Genomic DNA, 19997 nt, shown 5'->3' with positions numbered 1-19997 from the left:
CCGTCAACATTATTTAGATCCATTCACCCTGCGTTTAGATTCAACAAAACCATCAGTTATTTCGAAAAAAGCTTACACCCTGTCAACTATGACAGTAGTTTCAACCTTATAGATTGAGTACTTTGCAAGCGACGAAAAAAAAATCGTCTCACCACTTAAAAACTCATGTTAAAAGGATAATTGCCATGACACTCTCAGCCCCCGTATTCGACCCGCCAGGCTATAAAAGAGACTGCGTTTACGTCCAAGGAAAGGGCACTCCCAGAACTAACATCGCTATCTTTCAGGCCAATAGCGGCAACCAACTCGCCAATGTTTTTTGCGATGAAAACGGGCACTTTTCGGCCATACTAAACATCAATGCCATCCCCGGTTTCACGAGCGGCGAACTGACTATAACTGCTAGATCGGCACTCGCCAGTGACCAATCAAACTGGGGACCAAACCAAACCTTAATCGTCAGATAATAACATCAACCAAAACCACCTGAATGGCGACTATCGTAGCCCTGCCTATGTCGATACGGGCCTTAGTTGTAAATTGTAGAGCCTGATTGTTAGCTGCATCTTCAAGGCAGAGCGTTTTATAGCTGAACGTTTTTTCATCAATCATACGGAGCCTTCAGCTTTCGTAGCCGCCATTCAACTTTCTGCTAGACAAATAGTACTGACTGTTGCGCCTTGAGTGATCCGACGCAGGCCTTATTTACATTCATACGAGGAGACTCTGTTATCTTCAAGTGGCCTGGGATTGCCAATACTCGTAGAACGCCAACGATGCCCTCGGCACCATCCGCGCGATTGCCGAACAGACCAACCTGCTGGCCCTCAACGCTGCCATCGAAGCGGCCCGTGCCGGCGACCAGGGCCGCGGCTTTGCCGTGGTGGCCGACGAAGTCCGCGCCCTGGCCAAGCGCACCTCCGACTCCACGGGCGAGATTGAGCACCTGCTCGGCACCCTGGAAACCAAAACCCAAGAAGTCACCCAGAAGATGGACAGCTGCATGGACCTGTCCAAGGCCAGCGTGTCGTCCATCAAAACGCGCGGGACAGCTTCGAAGGCATCCAGACCTCGGCCAACGAAATCCGCGATCAGAACCTGCAAATCTCCGCCGCCGCCGAGGAACAACAAAGCGTGGCTGAAGAGATCAACCGGCATATCCAGCAGATCTACGACGAAGCGCGCTTAGTGGAAAGCCTGGCCAACTCGGCCCAGGATGGCTCAGGGCGCCTGTCGAAGCTGTCGGATGAGTTGAATGGATTGGTGGGGCGGTTTAAGTCCGGAGGGTTTCGCGCTGGTGTGAAACCAACCACTCCACAAATACCTGCAGCCGCGCGCAGAACTGATCGCCCGCGGCGCCAGGGTTGTGCGCTTCAAACAGAAAGAACGCTACCTGGGTGACCATCGCCGGGTGGCTCTGGAGGAACATCGCCACATGCTCTTCCAGTGTTTGTGGCCACATCGTTGCCGCTTCCGAGCGCAATATCTGCGTCGCCCTGATCAGTTTGCGCGACGCTTCACGCTGCAAGCGCAGCCGATCCGCCTCGATAACCGTTTGCCCGATAGCGCAGATATAGGTGTTCAATACCGAATAGACGTCACCATTTAACGCCAGCGCGATTTCTCGGCATGGGCGAAACCGCTCGAAATGGACGCAGAGGTCATTGCCCCAAATACAACGACACTGATGCTTGAGCCAGAACCCCCAAAGGTTGCGGTTTTCAACCGCCATGACCTGCGCGCGCTCGCCGATATCGAAGTCGACTTTGGTGACGTGCGGGTGACGCCGTTCAAGTTCACGGCGAACGCGTTCCAATTGCTCTGCTACCTGCGGGGTCTGCGGCTCGCGCAGCACCAGTGTAAGGTCCAGGTCGGAATGGCCGGGCGTCGCGTCACCCCGTGCGACGCTGCCGTAAACATACAAGCCATCGAGCCCCAACGTTTGCTGGGACAGCAGTGAGCAGGCATCCGCCAGCACCGGCTGATACTCAGGCTGCACGGGCGCCTGCGCAACGGAGCGGATAAAGCCCTCGGCGTCCAGGCCTTGTGATACTGCAACGCTCACGGCCGATGCACCTCAATCACCAGCCCCTCGCCCTCGCTCGGCACACAGAAATACCGGGTGATCAGGTCAAACTCGGCGTCGGTGGCGGCAAAGTCGTGTTCGCCGCCGGCATTGCGCGCATGCAGGCGGGCGCGGCAGGTGGCGTCGTCGAGTTCCAGGTAATGCAGGCAGTGCGGCACTTGGGCGCTGTGGGCCAGGCTCAACAGCCATTCGCGATTGGCCAGGGTGTTGGCCGGAAAATCCAGCACCACATTGACGTCGGACTTGAGCAGGTCGATTACCAGTGGCCCCACCACCCCACGCATGCGTTGCGCACAGCGCAGGTAGTCAGCGATGGACAACACTTCACCGGGGTACAGTTGCGCCAGCCACGTGTCTTCGCTGAGTAGGATCGCACGGTGTTCAGCCACCAGGCGCCTGGCCAGTGTGGACTTGCCGGAGGCGATCTTGCCGCACAACAGGTGCAGAGCGGGCATGGAAGGAAACTCCTTTTTCTTCACGTGGCCTGGGATTGCCAATACTCGTAGAACGCCAACGATGCCACGTTCTTATCCTTGGCCTCCAGCATGATGTCGAAGCGATCCAGAAACTGCAGGGCGTAGTCGTTGGTCCAGCGGTTCCACATCTGTTCGCTATGGGCGTACAGGTCACGCTTGGACACCACCTGCAACAGCGCATCCATCTCCAGCTTGCGTTCGGCGTCGAACCCCAGGTCTTGCAGACGCTCCTGAGGCTGGGAGTAATGCATGGTCGGGCGCACGCCGCGCCAGCTGTCGATCACTCGGGCGACCCGTGGGGAGTCGGGGTCAATGTAGGCCTCCTCATGAATCCAGCAATGGTGGATATCGAGTACCACCGGGGCCAGATCGGCAACTTGCAGGCAGTGGTCCAGGCCGTAGGTCTTTTCATCGTTTTCGAAGGTAATGCAGTGACGCGCCACCTCCGACAGCCGCGCCCACACCGCGCGGGTGCCTTCCACGCCCAGGCGGCCGGCGATATGCACGTTGCATTTGAGATCTTGGAAGCGCCGGCCATAGCCCATCATGCGGATCATATCGGCGTGGTACTCGAACTCGGCCACGCTGTTTTCCACCACATTGGGGTTTTCCGAGCCGAGCACGCAGTACTGGCCGGGATGAAACGACAGGCGAATGTCCGAGGCCCGCGCCAACTCGCCGATGGCGGCGAAGCCTTCGATCAGTTGCTGTTGGATGGCCGGGTCGTGGTAGACGGCCGCCACTTTGGGGTGGCTGTAAAACGGCAGCAGATCGCTGCTCAGGCGCAACATGCGCAGGGTCGGCGGCAGCGTGGCGACGTACGCCAACAGCTGCAATTGCGCCGCCAGGTTGTGGGTGACCACCTCCACCAATTTGTCCCGGGCGACGCTGGGGTCGACGCTGTCCATCCAGCGCAACGTAGTGGTGCGCGGGTTGAATGGGCCTTCGATAAGTTTCAGGGCGCCGGTCGAGAGCTGGCGGTCGGGGTGCTTGTATTGGCAGGCAAAGCCGATGCGAGGGTGGGTCATGGAAGGGCCTGGACTGAGTGAGGGCGAGATCATAAGGGCTTGGGCCGAGGAACACGCAACGCGGTTCATAATATTTCGACACGCATCCTCGGCATAACATCTATGAACTTTCCTACAAATGACGTGCTCCTTTCCTATGCGAAGTCATCCCATCCCTGAGCCCAGGGCGCCGAACAAGTAAGGAGCCGCTTACCCCATGACTACCCTCCCCACCTACCCCGATAGTCGGCCAGGTCCGTTGCACGCGACCTTGCTGGCCGGCGGCGTGCCGCTATTTTTGGGCGCGTTGCTCAGTGACATTGCCTACGCCCAGACCTTTCAGATTCAGTGGGCCAACTTCGCGTCCTGGCTGATTGCCGGTGCGCTGGTCTTCTGTGGCTTGGCGTTGCTGTTCGCACTGGTCAACCTGCTGCGCGCGCCCCACAAAGCCGGGCGGCCCGTCGTTTATGTGTTGCTGCTGTTGGTCACTTGGGTGCTGGGGTTGATCGATGCGTTCCAGCACGCCAAGGACGCTTACGCCATGATGCCCGCCGGCCTGGTGCTGTCGGCCATTGTGACGGTGCTGGCGATCCTCGCCACCTGGACCGGCCTGCGCACCGGAGGTGCCCGATGAAAACCTGCTTCCCATTGACCGTGCTCAGCGCCGCCCTGCTGCTGAGCGCTTGCGGCGCCGAAGGCGACAAAACCCAGGCCCGCGGCCCCGACCCCAAACTGCCGGAACAACAGAGCAGCCTGCTGCCGAGCATGAAAATCGCCGAGCCAACCCCATGGGGCGAGCAGAAACCCACCGTGCCGGAGGGTTTCAGCATCACGGCGATCGCTACTGACCTTGCCATCCCACGCCAGACCCTGGTACTGCCCAACGGCGATATCCTTGTCGCAGAAGGCCGTGGCGGCAGCGCGGCCAAGCTCAAGCCCAAGGACGTGATCGCCAGCGTGATCAAGGCCCAGGGCAACACCCAGGTCAAGAGCGGCAACCGCCTGACGCTGCTGCGCGACGCCGACGGCGATGGCACTTATGAACTCAAGACCGTGTTCGCCGACAACCTCAACGCGCCCTACGGCCTGGCCTTCGCCGACGGCAAACTGTACGTGGCCAACCAGGATGCGCTGGTGCGGTTCGACTACAGCGATGGCCAGACCAAGGCCAGCGGCGCGCCGGTCAAAGTCACCGACCTGCCGGCGCAGATCAACCACCACTGGACCAAATCCCTGGCGGTGAGTGCCGACGGTCGTCAGTTGTATGTGGGAATCGGTTCCAACAGCAACATCACCGAGCGGGGCATGGAAGTGGAGATCGACCGTGCCATGGTCTGGCAGATCGATGCCCAGACCGGCGCGCATAAACCCTACGCCACCGGTTTGCGCAACCCCACCGCGCTGACGATCCAACCGGATTCCGGGCAATTGTGGACAGTCGTCAACGAACGCGACGAACTCGGCCCCGACCTGGTGCCGGATTACCTCACCTCCGTGCGTGAAGGCGCGTTCTACGGCTGGCCCTACAGCTACTGGGGCCAGAACGTCGACCCACGGGCGCAACCGCAGAACCCGGCTAAGGTCGCGGCGGCGATCAAACCCGACTACAGCCTGGGTTCCCATGTGGCCGCCCTGGGCGTGGACTTTTCCATCCCGGCCATGGGCGAACGCTTTGCCGACGGTGTGTTCGTCGGCGAGCACGGCAGTTGGAACCGCGATCAACCGGTGGGCTACAAGGTGATCTTCGTGCCATTCAAGGACGGTAAACCGGCGGGCGAGCCCGTGGACTTCGCCACCGGTTTTCGCGGTGAAGATGGCAAAACCCGAGGGCGTCCGGTGGGGGTGACGGTGGATCCGAAAGGCGCATTGATCATCGCCGATGACTTGGCCAACACTGTGTGGCGGGTAACGCGCAACCGTTGATCGCGCACTGCCGGAGCGGTCCGATCGCTCCGGCAGGTTCACTTACAGGTCAGTGATCTCCTTGTGGCGCGGCACCAGCGCTTTCATCACGCTCCACGCAGTGAGGTAAGCCAGGGCGCAGATCGCGAACATGATCATGTAGCCGGTGCGGATGTCATTGATGGACTTGTAATAGTCGAACACCCAGCCGCCGATCTTGGTCATCACCACCCCACCCAGCCCACCGGCCATGCCGCCGATACCGACCACGGAGGCCACGGTCTTTTGCGGGAACATGTCGGAAACCGTGGTGAAGATATTGCACGACCATGCCTGGTGCGCCGAGGCGCCCACGCCGATCAACAGCACCGGCACCCAGAAGCTGATATAGCCCAAAGGCTGCGCCAGCAACACCACCAGCGGGAACAGCGCGATCACCAGCATGGCCTTCATGCGGCCGTCATAAGGCGCGTCGCCACGGGCCATAAAGTAGCTGGGGAACCAGCCGCCGCCGATGCTGCCGACCATGGTCATGCTGTACAGCACGGCCAGGGGCATCACGATATCGGCGCCTTTCATGCCGTATTGCGCCGCCAGGTAGGTGGGCAGCCAGAACAGGAAGAACCACCACACGCCGTCGGTCATGAACTTGCCGAAGGCAAAGGCCCAGGTCTGGCGGTAGGTGAGCAACCTGAACCACGAGACTTTTTTGCCAGTGGCCGGTGCAGTGGCGAACGGCTGCACGGTCTGGTCGCTACGGATGTAAGCCAACTCCTCGGCCGAAAGGCGCTTCTGATCCTCAGGCTTTTTGTACAGCCCGACCCAGACCGCCACCCACACGAAACCGAGCATACCGATCACCATGAATGCCGCTTCCCAGCCCCACAAACCGGCGATCAGCGGCACGCAGATCGGCGCCAGGATCGCACCGACGTTGGCACCGGAGTTGAAGATACCAGTGGCTAGGGAGCGTTCTTTCTTGGGGAAGTATTCGGCAGTGGCTTTGATCGCAATCGGGAAATTACCCGCCTCGCCAATGGCCAGTACCGCGCGGGACAGCATAAAACCGGCGATCGACACCGGGATCACTGCCAGGCCGATAGCACCGCTGATAGCGGCGATGCCCTCGCCCATCGGCACGGAAAACGCATGCATGATCGCGCCGGTGGACCAGATGCCGATGGCAATCACGTAAGCGGCCTTTGTGCCGATCTTATCGACGAAGCGCCCGGCGAAGAGCATCGAAATCGCGTACACGAACTGGAACACGGCGGCGATGTTGGCGTAATCGGTATTGCTCCAGCCGAACTGCGTCGACAACTGCGGGGCCAGAAGGCTCAGCACCTGGCGATCGAGGTAGTTGACGGTGGTGGCGAAAAACAACATCGCGCAGATGGTCCAACGATAGTTGCCGACGGCCTGGCCGACACGATGGGCGTTGATGGGCTCGCTTAGATTCATGGCATCACTTTTTATTTTTGTTAGATAGGACATATGTAACGTCATATGTCGTCGTACAACTGCGACTTTTATATCGGGCCGTGTGGATGCTGTCAACGTGGTTTTGCGGGTAGAGGAGTCGGTCTCGCGCAGGCAAAGTCATATGATGACGAGGCTGATAATCACCGTTTCAACCTGTTTAGGCGATTCTCAGGGTTGCGGACGCCTTGGGCATCGCCAGCGGGAGAAACGCGGTGTGCTGTCGAGGGTCTGCTGCGCAGCCCAGCGCAGGGCAAGCCTGCTCAACACAGCGTTATTGGGCAGCCTTGATCGGGGGCAAGCCCCCCCCACCCTTTTGACCGACTTCGCTGAGCTGCCCGCCAGGCGATCAGCTCACATCGACCACGCTTTTATGTGGTGAGCGGGCTTGCCCCGCGCTGGGCTTGCCCCGCGCTGGGCTGCGCAGCAGACCCTCGACAGCACACCGCGTTCTCCTTCCAGCTTACAAGGCGCCTGGATTTAGGGCCGCTTCGCAGCCCAGCGCAGGGCAAGCCTGCTCACCACAAATGAGTGTGGCGTGTATATGACCCCTGCTGCATAGCGCCGCGGGGTTCAACAGGGTCGCCGAAGATCGCGAATAATCCCTGCACACTGTTACGGCCTGACTCGCAGCGGGGCATTCGGTGCCTGCTGCTGAGGGGTAAGGCCGCCGACCTCATCCATAAAAAAACCCAAATAGCGGTGAATTATTTCGCATGCACTTGTATCTGAATTGACAGAGCGGTGCTGTCGCAGTGATAGCACCTCCCCTGTTCTGTTTTAGAGTGATCCGCATGAAATCACGTAAGAAAAGCGTCAATCCCATCGGATTGAATGACATCACCATTGTCGATGACACCAAGATGCGCAAGGCGATCACCGCCGCTGCACTGGGTAACGCCATGGAATGGTTCGACTTTGGCGTCTACGGGTTTGTCGCCTATGTGCTGGGCAAGGTGTTTTTCCCGGACGCTTCGCCCAGTGTGCAAATGATTGCCGCACTGGCTACCTTCTCGGTGCCGTTCCTGATCCGTCCTTTGGGTGGCCTGTTCTTCGGCGCCCTGGGGGACAAATACGGACGACAGAAGGTGCTGGCGGCGACCATCGTGATCATGTCGCTGAGTACCTTCGCCATCGGTCTGATCCCCGGCTACGCCACCATTGGTATCTGGGCGCCGATCCTGTTGCTGCTGTGCAAAATGGCCCAAGGTTTCTCGGTAGGCGGTGAATACACCGGCGCGTCGATCTTCGTTGCCGAGTATGCCCCGGATCGCAAGCGCGGCTTTCTCGGCAGTTGGCTGGACTTCGGTTCCATCGCCGGTTTCGTGCTCGGCGCGGGTGTGGTGGTGCTGATTTCCAGCATCCTCGGCGAAGAACAGTTTGAATCCTGGGGCTGGCGCCTGCCGTTCTTCCTCGCCCTGCCCCTGGGCATCATCGGTCTTTACCTGCGCCACGCGCTGGAAGAAACCCCGGCGTTCCAGCAACACATGGACACCCTCGAACAAGGCGACCGCGAAGGTCTGTCCCACGGCCCGAAAGTGTCGTTCAAGGAAGTCGCCACCAAGCATTGGCGCAGCCTGTTGACCTGCATCGGCATTGTGGCGGCCACCAACGTGACGTACTACATGCTGCTCACCTACATGCCGAGCTACCTGTCCCACAACCTGCACTACAAAGAAAACAGCGGTGTATTGATCATCATCGCAATCATGGTCGGCATGCTGTTCGTGCAACCGTTCATCGGTTTTGTCAGTGACAAAATCGGCCGCAAGCCGTTCATCATTGCCGGCAGCGTAGGTTTGCTGTTGCTGGCCATTCCAGCCTTTATGCTGATCACCAGCGGCAAGATCGGGCTGATCTTCGCCGGCCTGCTGATCCTGGCCGTTGTGCTGAACTTCTTTATCGGCGTGATGGCGTCGACATTGCCGGCGATGTTCCCTACGCACCTGCGCTATAGCGCTCTAGCCAGCGCCTTTAACGTCTCGGTGCTGATCGCCGGCTTGACCCCGACCGCCGTCGCCTGGCTGGTGGAAACCACCAATGACCTGTACATGCCCGCCTACTACTTGATGGCGTTTGCAGTGGTCGGTCTGATCACCGGGGTGACCATGAAAGAGACCGCTAACCGCCCCCTGCGCGGCGCGGCACCGGCGGCCTCGGACATGGAAGAAGCCAAGGAGCTGCTGCAAGAACACCATGACAATATCGAGCAGAAGATCGAAGATATCGACGCCGAGATCGCCGAACTAGAAGCCAAGCGCGAAAACCTGGTGCAACAGCATCCTCGTATCAACTAAGACCTGTCCGCGCGCGGGGGCCCCAGCCACCGCGCCTTTGGAGTGTTCAGCATGCTTTCCAGCGTCACCGCACCACTGTCATTGCTCAGCCCAGAAGAACGCGCCGCCATCGCCGAAATCGAAGCCACTACCAGCATCCTGCAACTCGTCACCCGCCTGACCGGCATGCGCTTTGCCGGCATCGCCAAATTCACCGACCTGGAATGGGTCGTGTGCTCGGTGCATGACCCTTTCGACATGGGCATCCACCCGGACGACGTGCTCGATCTGGAAACCACCCTGTGCAGCGAGTTTTGCATCAACCCGCAGACCCTGTTCATTCCCCAGGTCAGCCAGAACGGCCGCTTCGCCGCGCGCCCGGTGGTCAAGCAGTACGCCATCGAGAGTTACGCCGGCACGCCCATCTTCCTACCCGATGGCCGCCTGTTCGGTGCGCTGTGTGCGCTGGACTCCAAGGCGATGCTGTTCGACGACCCCAACCTGGCCGAAACCCTTAGCCTGTTTGCCCGCCTGATCGGCTGCATCTTCTTCGCCAACCTGACGGCCCATGAGCGCTAGTCGAAGCTGCGCCTGAGCGGCTAAATATTTCGCCGAGGGCGCCGATAGCCTGTCATATCCATGACTTGCAGCGACGCTCTGCGGGAAATAATGCCGAATACTCTAGCCCCTATCGTCCGTACCCTGTCCACCCGCACCAGCCTGTCGCTGACCCGCACGTCACTGCTCAATTTCATGGCCTTGCTGGCCTGTGTATTCGCGGCGGCGGCTTACTCGCTGGTGTACATCGCCCACGATCTGGACCACACCGAACAGTCGGAAAGCGCTTTTTATACGCGCAAAGCCGTGCAATCGATGGAGAAGTCCCTGCGCCTGACCGTCAAGGACTATGCGTTCTGGAGCGATGCCTACAAGCACCTGCACGTCACGGTAGACACCGATTGGGCCTTCGTGCGTGAAAACGTCGGGCCGACGCTGTATCAGGACTTCGGCTTCCAGGGGCTGTTTGTGGTCGACGATGCAGACCGCACGGTGTATGCGGTGGTCGAGGGCCAGATGCAACACCTCGAACTGAGCCAATGGCTGGAGCAGCCTATGGCCCAGATTCTGGAACAGGCCCGCGCCGGCGCCGATGAAGAAATCCCGGTGACGCGGTTTATAAATGTGCGTGGCACCCCAACACTGATAGCCGCTGCGGCGATTACCCCCGGCACCGACCCCACCGTGGAAAAAGACGGCCGAAAGCATTCTGTGCTGGTGTTTGTAGACCTGCTCACCGCCGACAAACTGGCCCTGATCGGCAATGAGTTCGGCATTCACAATCTGCACATCGCCACGCCTGACGACATCGGCAATGTGTTGCTGGTGCCCCTGGGTAACAACGGCGACGCCGGCAGCCTGCATTGGGAGCCGGAGCGCCCCGGCCTGCGGCTGATGGCGGTCGGTCTGCCGCTGCTGGGCCTGGCGGCGCTGCTGGTGTGTCTGATGGCCTGGGTGATTTCCCGCCGGGCCACGGCGGCGGCGCAGGCGCTGGACGCCAGCCACGCCTCGCTGCAAGACAGCCAGAATGCCTTGGCCACCAGCGAAGCGCGATTTCGCGATGTGGTGGAGGCCAGTTCCGATTGGGTCTGGGAGATCGATGGCCACTGGCGGTTCACCTACCTGTCGGAACGTTTTCAGAGCGTCACCGGCCTGGACCGTCACGCCTGGATCGGCGCGCCCATGCTCGACCTGCTTGGCTCCGAGGCCGGCGTGCTCTCGCAATGGCTGGGCAGCCCGGACCGGCATCCAGACCTCAGCGTGCAGTGTCGTTACCTAGACGCTCAGGGCCAGGAACGCATGACGCGCCTGGCCGCGCGACAAATGCCTTGCGGCGGCTTCCGTGGCACCGCCACCGACGTCACCGAAGAGGTCGAGGCCCGGCGGCGCATCGAGTTCCTGTCCCAACACGACGCCCTCACCGGGCTGGCCAACCGCACGCGGCTGCAAGCCTTCCTCAATGGCAAGCTCAAGACCCTGCCGTCGCCTGACCACCCGCTGGTAATGCTCAGCCTCGACCTGGACCGCTTCAAACCGGTCAACGACCTGCTGGGGCATGCCGCCGGCGACCGGGTGCTCAACGAAGTATCCCGGCGCCTGGCCGATTGCGTGCGCCACGGCGACTTGGTGGCCAGGGTCGGCGGTGACGAATTCGTGCTGATCCTCAGCGATGCCGGCAACCAGGACGAAGTCGAGAACCTGTGCCGGCGCCTGATTGCCTCCATCGAACAAGCCGTGCGTATCGATGAGCAGGAAGTGTTTATCAGCGCCAGCATCGGCATCGCGCTGGCGCCCAACGACGCCAAAGACGTTACCGAACTGCTGCGCTATGCAGATATCGCGCTGTACGAAGCCAAGTCCGCCGGGCGCAGTACTTGGCGCTTTTATTCCGGCGAAATGAACACGCGGATCATCGAGCGGCGCCGCCTGGAAAGCGATCTGCGGTTCGCGATCAAGCATGCAGAACTGCGTTTGCACTTCCAGCCGCGCTATCGCATCGCCGACGGGCAAATGGTCGGGGCCGAAGCCCTGGTGCGCTGGCAGCACCCGGTGCGCGGCCTGATCGCGCCGGACACGTTTATTCCGATTGCCGAAGAGTCCGGGCTGATCCTGGCGCTGAGCGACTGGGTCTTGGAAACCGCCTGCGCCTATGCTGCGCGCTGGCCCGACCTGTTGTTTGTGTCGGTCAACCTGTCGCCCACCGAGTTCCGGCGCGGCAACCTGGTGGAACGCGTGAGCCTGGCGTTGCAGGCGTCGGGGATCGACCCGGCGCGGGTCGAGCTCGAAATTACCGAGAGCGTGATGCTCGAAGATGCCGCCGTTGCGCTGGAGGTGATGCACGCCCTCAAGCAGCTCGGCGTGCGCATCGCCATGGATGATTTCGGCACCGGCTATTCGTCCCTCAGCTACCTGCGCGCGTTCCCGTTCGACGGGCTGAAGATCGACCGCAGCTTCCTCAATCGTCTGGAAGAAAGCGAGGACGATAAAGCCATTATTCAGGCCATCGTCGGCCTGGGTCGCGCGCTGTCGTTGACGGTGACCGCCGAAGGCATCGAGACCGCCGAGCACTTGGCGATGCTTAAATCGGTGGCCTGCGACGAAGGCCAGGGCTACTACCTGAGCCGCCCGCTGGATATCACTGCGTTCCATGGTTTGCTGGGCTGACCCGCCGAGCTAGGTGAAAAACTGACTCGGCGTCTTGCCGAATTGCTTTTTGAACATGCTGGTGAAGGCGCTGGGGCTTTCGTAGCCCAGCGTCAGGGCCACGTCGATAATCTTCTCGCCCAGCGCGATGCGCTCCAACGCCAACAACAGGCGCGCCTGTTGGCGCCATTGGCCGAAGGTCATGCCGGTGTCCTTGCGGAACAGACGCTGGATGGTTTTCTGGTCCAGCGCCAGGCGCGCGCTCCAGTCGGCCACGGTGGATGCATCGCCCGGATCGTGTTGCCAGGCCGCGCAGATCTGCTGGATACGCGAATCGGCCGGCTGCGGCAGCGACAGCGGCAAGGCCGGTAACAGGGCCAGTTCATCCAGAATCAGGTGCATGATGCGCGCATCCCGCGAATCCTCGGCGTACGGCGGTTTAAGGCTGACCGATGCCTTGATCAGCTCGCTCAGCAGTGGTGAGATGCTCACCGCTTTGGTCTCGCTCGGCAAATTCGGGAAGCTGCCGGGGCGCACGAATACGCTGCGCATTTTCAGCGCGCCCACACAGCGCAGGGAGTGAACGTGGCCGCTGGGCATCCAGAAACCGCGATGGGGCGGTACCGTCCACTGGTTGTGCGCCGAACGCACGACCATCACGCCCTCGGTGGCGTACAGCAGTTGGTGCTTCTCATGACTGTGGTCGGGGATCACCCAGTTTTCCGGGTAGTCGGTGGCCGAACTGATGACGGCCCAGTCGCCTTCATCGATCTCCCGCAAGAATGTATCCAGTGATTTGATCATTTCGCCCTTTTTGCGATGATTGCCGCCCCAATTTCGCGAGACAGGCATTTGCGCCGAATCTAGCATAAACACCGCGTCTAGATATGGAGCAGCGGTTCATAGCACCGCTGCCCGCTTTCACTGTTTGCTGCCTTGTATGGAATGCCTGCATGTCGACCCTGACCGCCTCACCTGCCGCCGCCTCAAGCCCACCCCAAGCCAGCCCACTGGTGTTGCGCGTTATTGGCGCGTGCGCCCTGGCGCACTTGATCAATGACCTGATCCAGGCCGTGCTGCCGTCGATCTACCCGATGCTCAAGGCCAACTATGGGCTGAGCTTTACCCAGGTGGGCATGATCACCCTCACCTTCCAACTCACCGCGTCGCTATTGCAGCCGTGGATCGGCTATCACACCGACCGGCACCCCAAGCCGTGGCTGCTGCCGGCCGGCATGGTATGCACCTTGGTCGGCATCCTGCTGCTGGCCTTTGTCGGCAGCTTTCCGGCGATCTTGTTGGCCGCGGGCCTGGTGGGCGTGGGCTCGTCGACCTTTCACCCGGAAACCTCACGCGTTGCGCGCCTGGCCTCGGGCGGGCGCTACGGCCTGGCGCAATCGACCTTCCAGGTCGGCGGCAACACCGGCAGCGCATTCGGCCCACTGCTGGCGGCGGCGATCATCATCCCGTACGGCCAGGACCATATCGCCTGGTTCGGCCTGTTTGCCGTATTCGCCATCGGTGTGCTGTATGGCTTGAGCCGCTGGTACCGCAACCACCTCAACCTGTTCAAGCTCAAGCAAGGCAGCCAGGCCACCCATGGTCTGTCCAAAGGCCGCGTGACCTTCGCTTTGGTGGTGTTGGCGGTACTGGTGTTTTCCAAGTACTTCTACATGTCCAGCCTGACCAGCTACTTCACCTTCTACCTGATCGAAAAATTCCAGCTGTCGGTGGCCAACTCCCAGTTGTACCTGTTCCTGTTCCTCGGCGCGGTGGCGGCGGGCACGTTCTTCGGCGGGCCGATCGGCGACCGCATCGGGCGTAAGAAGGTCATCTGGTTCTCGATCCTCGGCGCCGCGCCGTTCACCTTGGCCCTGCCCTACGTCGACCTGTTCTGGACCGCCGTGCTCAGCGTGGTGATCGGCTTTATCCTGGCCTCGGCGTTCTCGGCCATCGTGGTGTTCGCCCAGGAACTGGTGCCGGGCAATGTGGGCATGATCGCCGGTATCTTCTTTGGCCTGATGTTCGGCTTCAGTGGGATCGGCGCAGCCTTGCTCGGCCTGCTGGCGGATAACCACGGTATCGAATACGTCTACAAGCTGTGCTCGTTCCTGCCGCTGGTGGGGATACTCACGGTGTTGCTGCCGTCGACCAAAGGGGTCTGACCGCCGGCCATCGGATGGCGGTATGCCATTACGGTTTGTGTTCTGAAAAACCTGTGTGTGCGCTTACAATTCGCGTTTAAACGCACACCAGGCAGTTCTGCACGATATGACGCTCGACCCTCCCACGATTCTGGCCCTGACCGTCGCCCTGGCGGCCGCGGCTGCGCTTTACCTGTTGATTGAATGGCGCAGTGTGCGCGAACCGTCCTTGCTGTATTGGAGCGCCGGTTTCGCCACCATCACCGTCGGCTCAACCCTGGCGCTGCTGCGCATAAACGGCTACCTGGTGATCGGCATCTGGTTCGCCAACGGTTTGCTGGTGAGCGCACATTTTCTGTTTTTGCTCGGGGTGGCGCGGTTCACCCAGGTGCGCCTTTCACCGCTTTGGGCACTGATGCTGGTGGTGTGGCTTGGCATGCTGATGCTCCCGGCCGACCTGCCGTGGTCCAAAGCCATGTTGGCGGTGCAGTCGCTGTTGGTGGCCTTGCCGACCTTGCGCGCCAGTTTCCTGCTGCGTCCCCATGGCAAATCCCTGAGTGTCGGTGCGGTGCAACTGCGCTATGTGCTGCTGATTCATGGCGCCTTCTACGTGGCCAAGGCCGTGTCGGTGGTGATCCCCGGCACGTTGATCGACCTGGCGGCGTTCAAGGGCGAAATCATCCAGGTGTCGCTGGTGGAAGGCGCCATGGCGATCATGCTGATCGCGTTGTCCATGACCGGCTCGGAACGCTACCGCCGCGAACAGCACATCGCCCGCCTCGCCGCCCGCGACCCACTCACCGCCCTCTACAACCGCCGCGCCCTCGACCTGCGCGCACCACGCCTGCTGGCCCAGGCCTCGGCGGCGCAACCGGGGGCGTTGCTGCTGATCGACATCGATCATTTCAAAGGCGTCAACGACTTGCACGGCCACACCGCCGGTGACCGGCTGTTGATAGCATTGAGCGAAATGATCCGCAGCGTCACCCCCGACGGCGCCCTCGCCGCGCGCCTGGGCGGCGATGAATTCGTCATCCTGCTCAACGCCACCAGCGCCGAGCGGGTCGTCGACCTGGGCAACCGCCTGCGCGGGCAATTCCAGCAACTGGCCGGCCAACACTTCGCCACGCCGCAACCGGTCACGCTGAGCATCGGTGCCCTGCTCTTCGAGCAACCACCGGCCAGCCTGGCGGCGTTGATCGAACAGGGGGATGCCACGCTGTATGAATCCAAGCGAGGTGGGCGTGACCGGATTCAGTTGGTGAGTGGGACGGGGGCTGGCGCTTGAAGCGCCGACTGTTGTGCTGAGCCTGTTCGCTACCGCAAGCAGCATCTGCCAGACCGGAGCTATCTGCGCGCCGGCGGAGTAAAACCCTTCACCACGAGATACAACAACGGCCCCACCGATACGAATACCGCCGTCAGCAGCCAGTACGGCAGCACCGACATCATCGGCCGCCCACGCCGACGCGTATCGCGATACATCCACACGCACGCCAGCACCGCCATCAAGTACAGGTCAATAACCACCTGCGCCGTGTCCGGGCGCGACAGCAGTTCCCGGCCAAAAGCCCATAGCGATTGCTCGGCAGTGAGCAGAATCACAAGGGTATACAGGGAAAACCCCAGCAACGCGGCGATGGCAGTGAAAGGTTTGTGCATGGTCTGCTCCTTGATGTGATCGAGCATTACCCTAGTGATAAGGTGACGCTCCTCGCAATGACCAAGGAGGTCATGAATTGTCCATGGACACCCCTTTGACTGCCGGCGCACAGCTGCGCCAATTACGCCGCCGCGCCAAGCTAAGCCAGTTGGAACTGGCGCTGATCACCGGAGTGTCCCAGCGCCATCTCAGTTGCGTCGAAACCGGTCGCGCCAAAGCCAGCCCCGGCACTTTGCATAACCTGCTGACCGCGCTGGACGTACCGCTGGAGCAGTGCAACCGCGTGTTCCTGGCCGCCGGCTACGCACCTCGCTACAACGCCACCCCGCTTGCCGCGCCCGGCATGGCGGCGATTCGCGAAGCCGTCAGCCATGTGCTGCACGCCAACAACCCCGCGCCGGCGATCCTGTTAGGCAGTCATTGGGAGGTACTGGCCGCCAATGCAAGCACCGGGGTGTTGTTTGAACTGGTCGGGATCGCGCCCCCAGCCACTGACGGCCTGAACCTGCTGGCCACCCTGCTACAACCGGGCGGCCTGGGCGACCACTTGATTAATGCCGAAGAGATCCGCAACGTGGCTTGGCAACGCGCCAGTCGTGAAGCACTGGGTAACCCGGGGTTGGCCGCGCTGCTGGACGGTTTGCCGGCGCCGGACGTCACCGAATTGCCAGCGTCTATGCCGCCGCTGGTGTTGACGCGCATCCGTTCGCGTCGGGGCGGGTTGAACTTTCTATCGACCTTCACCACCTTCGGCATGCCCCAGGACATTACCCTCACCTCCTTACGCATCGAACACCTGATCCCCGCCGATGCGCACACTTGGGAAGTAATGCGCGGCGCCTATGCGCACTATTCCGCGCTGGTTTTGTGAAATATCTGTCCGTAGACTGCCGCCATACCTCCCATCTGAAGGCGGCGAAAAAACGTGATGCAAGTTACCGAAGTTTCCATTGCCCAACTGCGCGCGGCGCTTGAATCCGGCCAGACCACTGCCGTTGAACTGGTCAAGGCTTACCTGGCGCGGATCGATGCCTATGACGGCCCGCAAACGGCTACCGCACTTAACGCTGTGGTGGTACGCAATCCCCAGGCTCTGGAAGAGGCCCAGGCGTCCGATGCGCGCCGGGCCAAGGGCGAAACACTCGGACCGCTGGATGGCATTCCTTACACGGCCAAGGACAGTTACCTGGTCAAAGGCCTGACAGCGGCCTCCGGCAGCCCGGCGTTCGCCAAGTTAGTGGCCTATCGCGACGCGTTCACCATCGAACGCCTGCGCGCCGGGGGGGCGATCTGCCTGGGCAAGACCAATATGCCGCCGATGGCCAATGGCGGCATGCAGCGCGGTGTGTACGGCCGCGCTGAAAGCCCCTACAACGCTGACTACCTCACCGCGCCGTTCGCCTCCGGTTCGTCCAATGGCGCCGGCACCGCGACAGCAGCCAGTTTCGCCGCGTTCGGCCTGGCTGAAGAAACCTGGTCGAGCGGCCGCGGCCCGGCCTCCAACAATGGCCTGTGCGCATACACGCCTTCCCGTGGAGTGATTTCGGTGCGCGGCAACTGGCCGTTGACCCCAACCATGGACGTGGTGGTGCCGTTTGCGCGCACCATGGCTGACCTCCTGGAAGTGCTTGATGTGGTGGTCGCCGAAGACCCCGATACCCGTGGCGACCTGTGGCGCCTGCAACCCTGGGTGCCGATCCCCAGCGTCGCCTCGGTGCGCCCAGCGTCCTACGCACAATTGGCCGCCAGCCCGTCGGACCTGGCCGGCAAGCGCTTTGGCGTGCCGCGCATGTACATCAATGCCGACCCGGACGCCGGCACCAGCGAAAAACCCGGCATCGGTGGCCCGACCGGGCAGAAGATCCACACCCGTGCCAGCGTGATCGATCTATGGCAGGCCGCGCGCCAAGCCTTGGAAGCAGCCGGCGCGGAAGTGATCGAGGTGGATTTCCCGCTGGTCTCCAACTGCGAAGGCGACCGCCCGGGCGCACCCACAGTGTTTACCCGTGGCCTGGTGTCCAAGCAGTTCCTGCACGATGAACTGTGGGAGCTTTCCGCCTGGGCCTTTGACGATTTCCTGCGGGCCAATAACGACCCGGCACTCAACCGCCTGGCGGACGTTGATGGCCCGCAGATCTTCCCCCATGACCCCGGCACCTTGCCCAACCGCGAAGACGACCTCGCCGCCGGCATGGACGAGTACGTACGCATGGCCCAGCGCGGCATCACGCCATGGAATGAAATCGCCAGCGTGCCCGACGGCCTGCGCGGCCTGGAACAAACCCGGCGCATCGACTTGGAAGACTGGATGGACAACCTCGGCCTCGACGCGGTGCTGTTCCCCACCGTGGCCGACGTTGGCCCGGCGGACGCGGATGTCAACGAAACCAGCGCCGACATCGCCTGGAGCAACGGCATCTGGGTGGCTAACGGCAACCTCGCCATCCGCCACCTGGGCGTGCCCACCGTCACCGTGCCGATGGGCGTGATGGCGGATATCGGCATGCCGGTGGGGCTGACATTTGCCGGGCGGGCGTACGATGACTCGGCGTTACTGCGCCTCGCCTCGGCCTATGAAGCAACCGGCAGCAAACGCCTGATCCCGCCGCGCACCCCACCACTGAACACACACTAACGGGTTCGATGCCTCGAACGCATTTCACGTCAGGCCACGTAGGGCACGGCAATCAGCAGGATTGCCGTGCCATGGCAGGCGGTTGCAGGCACTACCCCATAACGCATGCGCACCAGGGCACAGGCCAACCCTTCCACAAGGGTAAACAGCAGCACAGGCCATCCCAGTTGGGTCACGCTAAGGGCCAGGAAACTATGGCACGCGGCGAAGGCCACGCCGCTGATCAAGGCCGCACGAATCGGCGCGACCTGCTGCTCCAGGTGGCCCTGTAAAAAACCGCGAAACAGCACTTCCTCCAACGCGTTGGCGCCGTAAGCCAACACGATCATGCCCGGCAACCACAGCCAATAGCCTGGGATCTGTTGGGCGTCGATCCCTTGGTAGGCACGCAATGGCACGCCGATCAGACATCCCACCGCCAGCCCCATCAGCAACCCCGTTAAGCGGGTTCCTCGGTACCACACCACCAGTGCCCACAACTGCGGGGCCACGCGCGCAAGGCCTGCGATCAGCAGCAACGACAGCCCGCCTAACGTCGCGAGCACGACCGGGTTCGCGCTGAACGCGATCTGCATCTCGCTGCCAAGGGCCCACATGCGCAGCGGCGTCATTGCATCGCGCATCAGCACAAATGCCGCCAGCAGAATCAGAATGCGCATAGCCACCAGCGTTCTGGGGGTGAGCGCGAACCACAAGCCGAATAACAAAAGGCCTGGCGCCAGGTACGCTCCAAAGTCCAGCAGAACCACGATTGCCTGGGCGATCATCGGTTCTCAAGCGCCGACCTGTTCACACCGTGCAAACGACACCACTGATCGGCTACGTCGCCCAAAGTGCTGGGTTCGCCGCTACGAAGCCACGCCATAAAGGCCCGGTCGAACTTAAACGTCGCCCCACACTGATCACGCATAAAACGCCGAACGTTCTGGGTGCTTTTGTATTGCGCGGTGATGGGGGTGGCGCGGGTGAGAACGTCACGATGCCAGTCAATGTCCATTTTGAATCTCGGCTGAGTGATATTAAGGCGCTAGCATAACGGTGCGCGGTCCGCACAGGAAAGCACCAAGCCCTGAAAACCTTTCGACACCCACTGTTAGGACGTCACATAAATAAATCCCCTCATACATC

18 protein-coding genes and 1 pseudogene are annotated in these 19997 nt (G+C 61.3%); 10 read left to right on the top strand and 9 right to left on the bottom strand.

The window, feature by feature from the left end:
* Nucleotides 1-459: 459 nt before the first annotated feature.
* Entirely contained in the window at nucleotides 460-612 is a 153-nt protein-coding gene (locus tag YA0848_RS19350) for a hypothetical protein (RefSeq protein WP_158231122.1), read from the bottom strand.
* A gap of 178 nt (nucleotides 613-790) precedes the next feature.
* Here YA0848_RS19350 and YA0848_RS36680 point away from each other — a divergent pair.
* Nucleotides 791-1000 (top strand): annotated as a pseudogene (locus tag YA0848_RS36680) (methyl-accepting chemotaxis protein); the annotation flags it as partial.
* A gap of 273 nt (nucleotides 1001-1273) precedes the next feature.
* Here the strand turns inward: YA0848_RS36680 and YA0848_RS19340 are convergent.
* The 3 genes from YA0848_RS19340 to uvsE are packed head-to-tail and all read right to left on the bottom strand — an operon-like array spanning nucleotide 1274 to nucleotide 3590.
* On the bottom strand, nucleotides 1274-2065 hold the full coding sequence (locus tag YA0848_RS19340; RefSeq protein WP_332873531.1) for a nucleotidyltransferase domain-containing protein: 792 nt from the start codon (nucleotides 2063-2065) through the stop codon (nucleotides 1274-1276).
* Complete coding sequence (locus YA0848_RS19335; protein WP_169902645.1) at nucleotides 2062-2541, bottom strand: AAA family ATPase; 480 nt, start codon at nucleotides 2539-2541, stop codon at nucleotides 2062-2064. Before YA0848_RS19335 ends, YA0848_RS19340 begins: the two co-directional genes overlap by 4 nt.
* Nucleotides 2542-2561: 20 nt before the next feature.
* Complete coding sequence (gene uvsE / locus YA0848_RS19330; RefSeq protein ID WP_169902646.1) at nucleotides 2562-3590, bottom strand: UV DNA damage repair endonuclease UvsE; 1029 nt, start codon at nucleotides 3588-3590, stop codon at nucleotides 2562-2564.
* 196 nt (nucleotides 3591-3786) lie between these two features.
* Here uvsE and YA0848_RS19325 point away from each other — a divergent pair, with 196 nt between their 5' ends.
* Both YA0848_RS19325 and YA0848_RS19320 read left to right on the top strand, forming a co-directional pair.
* Nucleotides 3787-4203 (top strand): DUF2231 domain-containing protein, encoded by a 417-nt coding sequence (locus YA0848_RS19325; protein WP_169902647.1) that lies wholly within the window; start codon nucleotides 3787-3789, stop codon nucleotides 4201-4203.
* A complete protein-coding gene (locus tag YA0848_RS19320; protein ID WP_034138282.1) occupies nucleotides 4200-5492 on the top strand; it encodes a PQQ-dependent sugar dehydrogenase in 1293 nt (430 codons plus the stop codon). Before YA0848_RS19325 ends, YA0848_RS19320 begins: the two co-directional genes overlap by 4 nt.
* Before the next feature lie 42 nt (nucleotides 5493-5534).
* Here the strand turns inward: YA0848_RS19320 and YA0848_RS19315 are convergent, their stop codons facing one another.
* Nucleotides 5535-6932, bottom strand: coding sequence for an MFS transporter (locus YA0848_RS19315; protein WP_184316670.1), 1398 nt, complete (start codon nucleotides 6930-6932; stop codon nucleotides 5535-5537).
* An 812-nt stretch (nucleotides 6933-7744) separates the two neighbouring features.
* Here YA0848_RS19315 and proP point away from each other — a divergent pair.
* The 3 genes from proP (at nucleotide 7745) to YA0848_RS19300 (ending at nucleotide 12448) form a co-directional block, all read left to right on the top strand.
* A complete protein-coding gene (gene proP / locus YA0848_RS19310; RefSeq protein WP_034098154.1) occupies nucleotides 7745-9247 on the top strand; it encodes a glycine betaine/L-proline transporter ProP in 1503 nt (500 codons plus the stop codon).
* A 51-nt stretch (nucleotides 9248-9298) separates the two neighbouring features.
* Nucleotides 9299-9805, top strand: coding sequence for a GAF domain-containing protein (locus tag YA0848_RS19305; protein ID WP_034098156.1), 507 nt, complete (start codon nucleotides 9299-9301; stop codon nucleotides 9803-9805).
* A gap of 90 nt (nucleotides 9806-9895) precedes the next feature.
* Nucleotides 9896-12448: a bifunctional diguanylate cyclase/phosphodiesterase gene (locus YA0848_RS19300; RefSeq protein ID WP_169902648.1), complete on the top strand. Its 2553-nt coding sequence runs from the start codon at nucleotides 9896-9898 to the stop codon at nucleotides 12446-12448.
* 9 nt (nucleotides 12449-12457) lie between these two features.
* On the opposite strand, the gene YA0848_RS19295 is transcribed toward YA0848_RS19300, so the two are convergent.
* On the bottom strand, nucleotides 12458-13279 hold the full coding sequence (locus YA0848_RS19295; RefSeq protein WP_169902649.1) for an AraC family transcriptional regulator: 822 nt from the start codon (nucleotides 13277-13279) through the stop codon (nucleotides 12458-12460).
* Between the two features lie 101 nt (nucleotides 13280-13380).
* On the opposite strand from YA0848_RS19295, the gene YA0848_RS19290 reads away from it, so the two are divergent.
* Both YA0848_RS19290 and YA0848_RS19285 read left to right on the top strand, forming a co-directional pair.
* Entirely contained in the window at nucleotides 13381-14592 is a 1212-nt protein-coding gene (locus YA0848_RS19290; protein WP_034098162.1) for an MFS transporter, read from the top strand.
* A gap of 106 nt (nucleotides 14593-14698) precedes the next feature.
* A complete protein-coding gene (locus YA0848_RS19285; protein ID WP_034098163.1) occupies nucleotides 14699-15859 on the top strand; it encodes a GGDEF domain-containing protein in 1161 nt (386 codons plus the stop codon).
* Between the two features lie 59 nt (nucleotides 15860-15918).
* Here YA0848_RS19285 and YA0848_RS19280 read toward each other — a convergent pair whose 3' ends face one another.
* On the bottom strand, nucleotides 15919-16233 hold the full coding sequence (locus YA0848_RS19280) for a DUF2834 domain-containing protein (RefSeq protein ID WP_034099820.1): 315 nt from the start codon (nucleotides 16231-16233) through the stop codon (nucleotides 15919-15921).
* 83 nt (nucleotides 16234-16316) lie between these two features.
* Here YA0848_RS19280 and YA0848_RS19275 point away from each other — a divergent pair, with 83 nt between their 5' ends.
* Nucleotides 16317-17105 carry a helix-turn-helix domain-containing protein gene (locus YA0848_RS19275; protein ID WP_034113881.1) on the top strand — a complete coding sequence of 263 codons (789 nt, stop codon included), beginning with the start codon at nucleotides 16317-16319 and terminating at the stop codon, nucleotides 17103-17105.
* Between the two features lie 54 nt (nucleotides 17106-17159).
* A complete protein-coding gene (locus YA0848_RS19270; RefSeq protein ID WP_034113882.1) occupies nucleotides 17160-18869 on the top strand; it encodes an amidase in 1710 nt (569 codons plus the stop codon).
* A 29-nt stretch (nucleotides 18870-18898) separates the two neighbouring features.
* Here the strand turns inward: YA0848_RS19270 and YA0848_RS19265 are convergent, their stop codons facing one another.
* Both YA0848_RS19265 and YA0848_RS36070 read right to left on the bottom strand, forming a co-directional pair.
* On the bottom strand, nucleotides 18899-19636 hold the full coding sequence (locus YA0848_RS19265; protein WP_034113883.1) for a CPBP family intramembrane glutamic endopeptidase: 738 nt from the start codon (nucleotides 19634-19636) through the stop codon (nucleotides 18899-18901).
* On the bottom strand, nucleotides 19633-19866 hold the full coding sequence (locus tag YA0848_RS36070; protein WP_034113884.1) for a DUF6434 domain-containing protein: 234 nt from the start codon (nucleotides 19864-19866) through the stop codon (nucleotides 19633-19635). Before YA0848_RS36070 ends, YA0848_RS19265 begins: the two co-directional genes overlap by 4 nt.
* Nucleotides 19867-19997 lie beyond the last annotated feature (131 nt).

This window comes from Pseudomonas sp. S4_EA_1b, assembly GCF_016307435.1.
Classification (GTDB): Bacteria; Pseudomonadota; Gammaproteobacteria; order Pseudomonadales; family Pseudomonadaceae; genus Aquipseudomonas; species Aquipseudomonas rhodesiae.
Note: the sequence above shows the minus strand (reverse complement) of the source record. Positions and strands in the feature narration are given on the sequence as shown.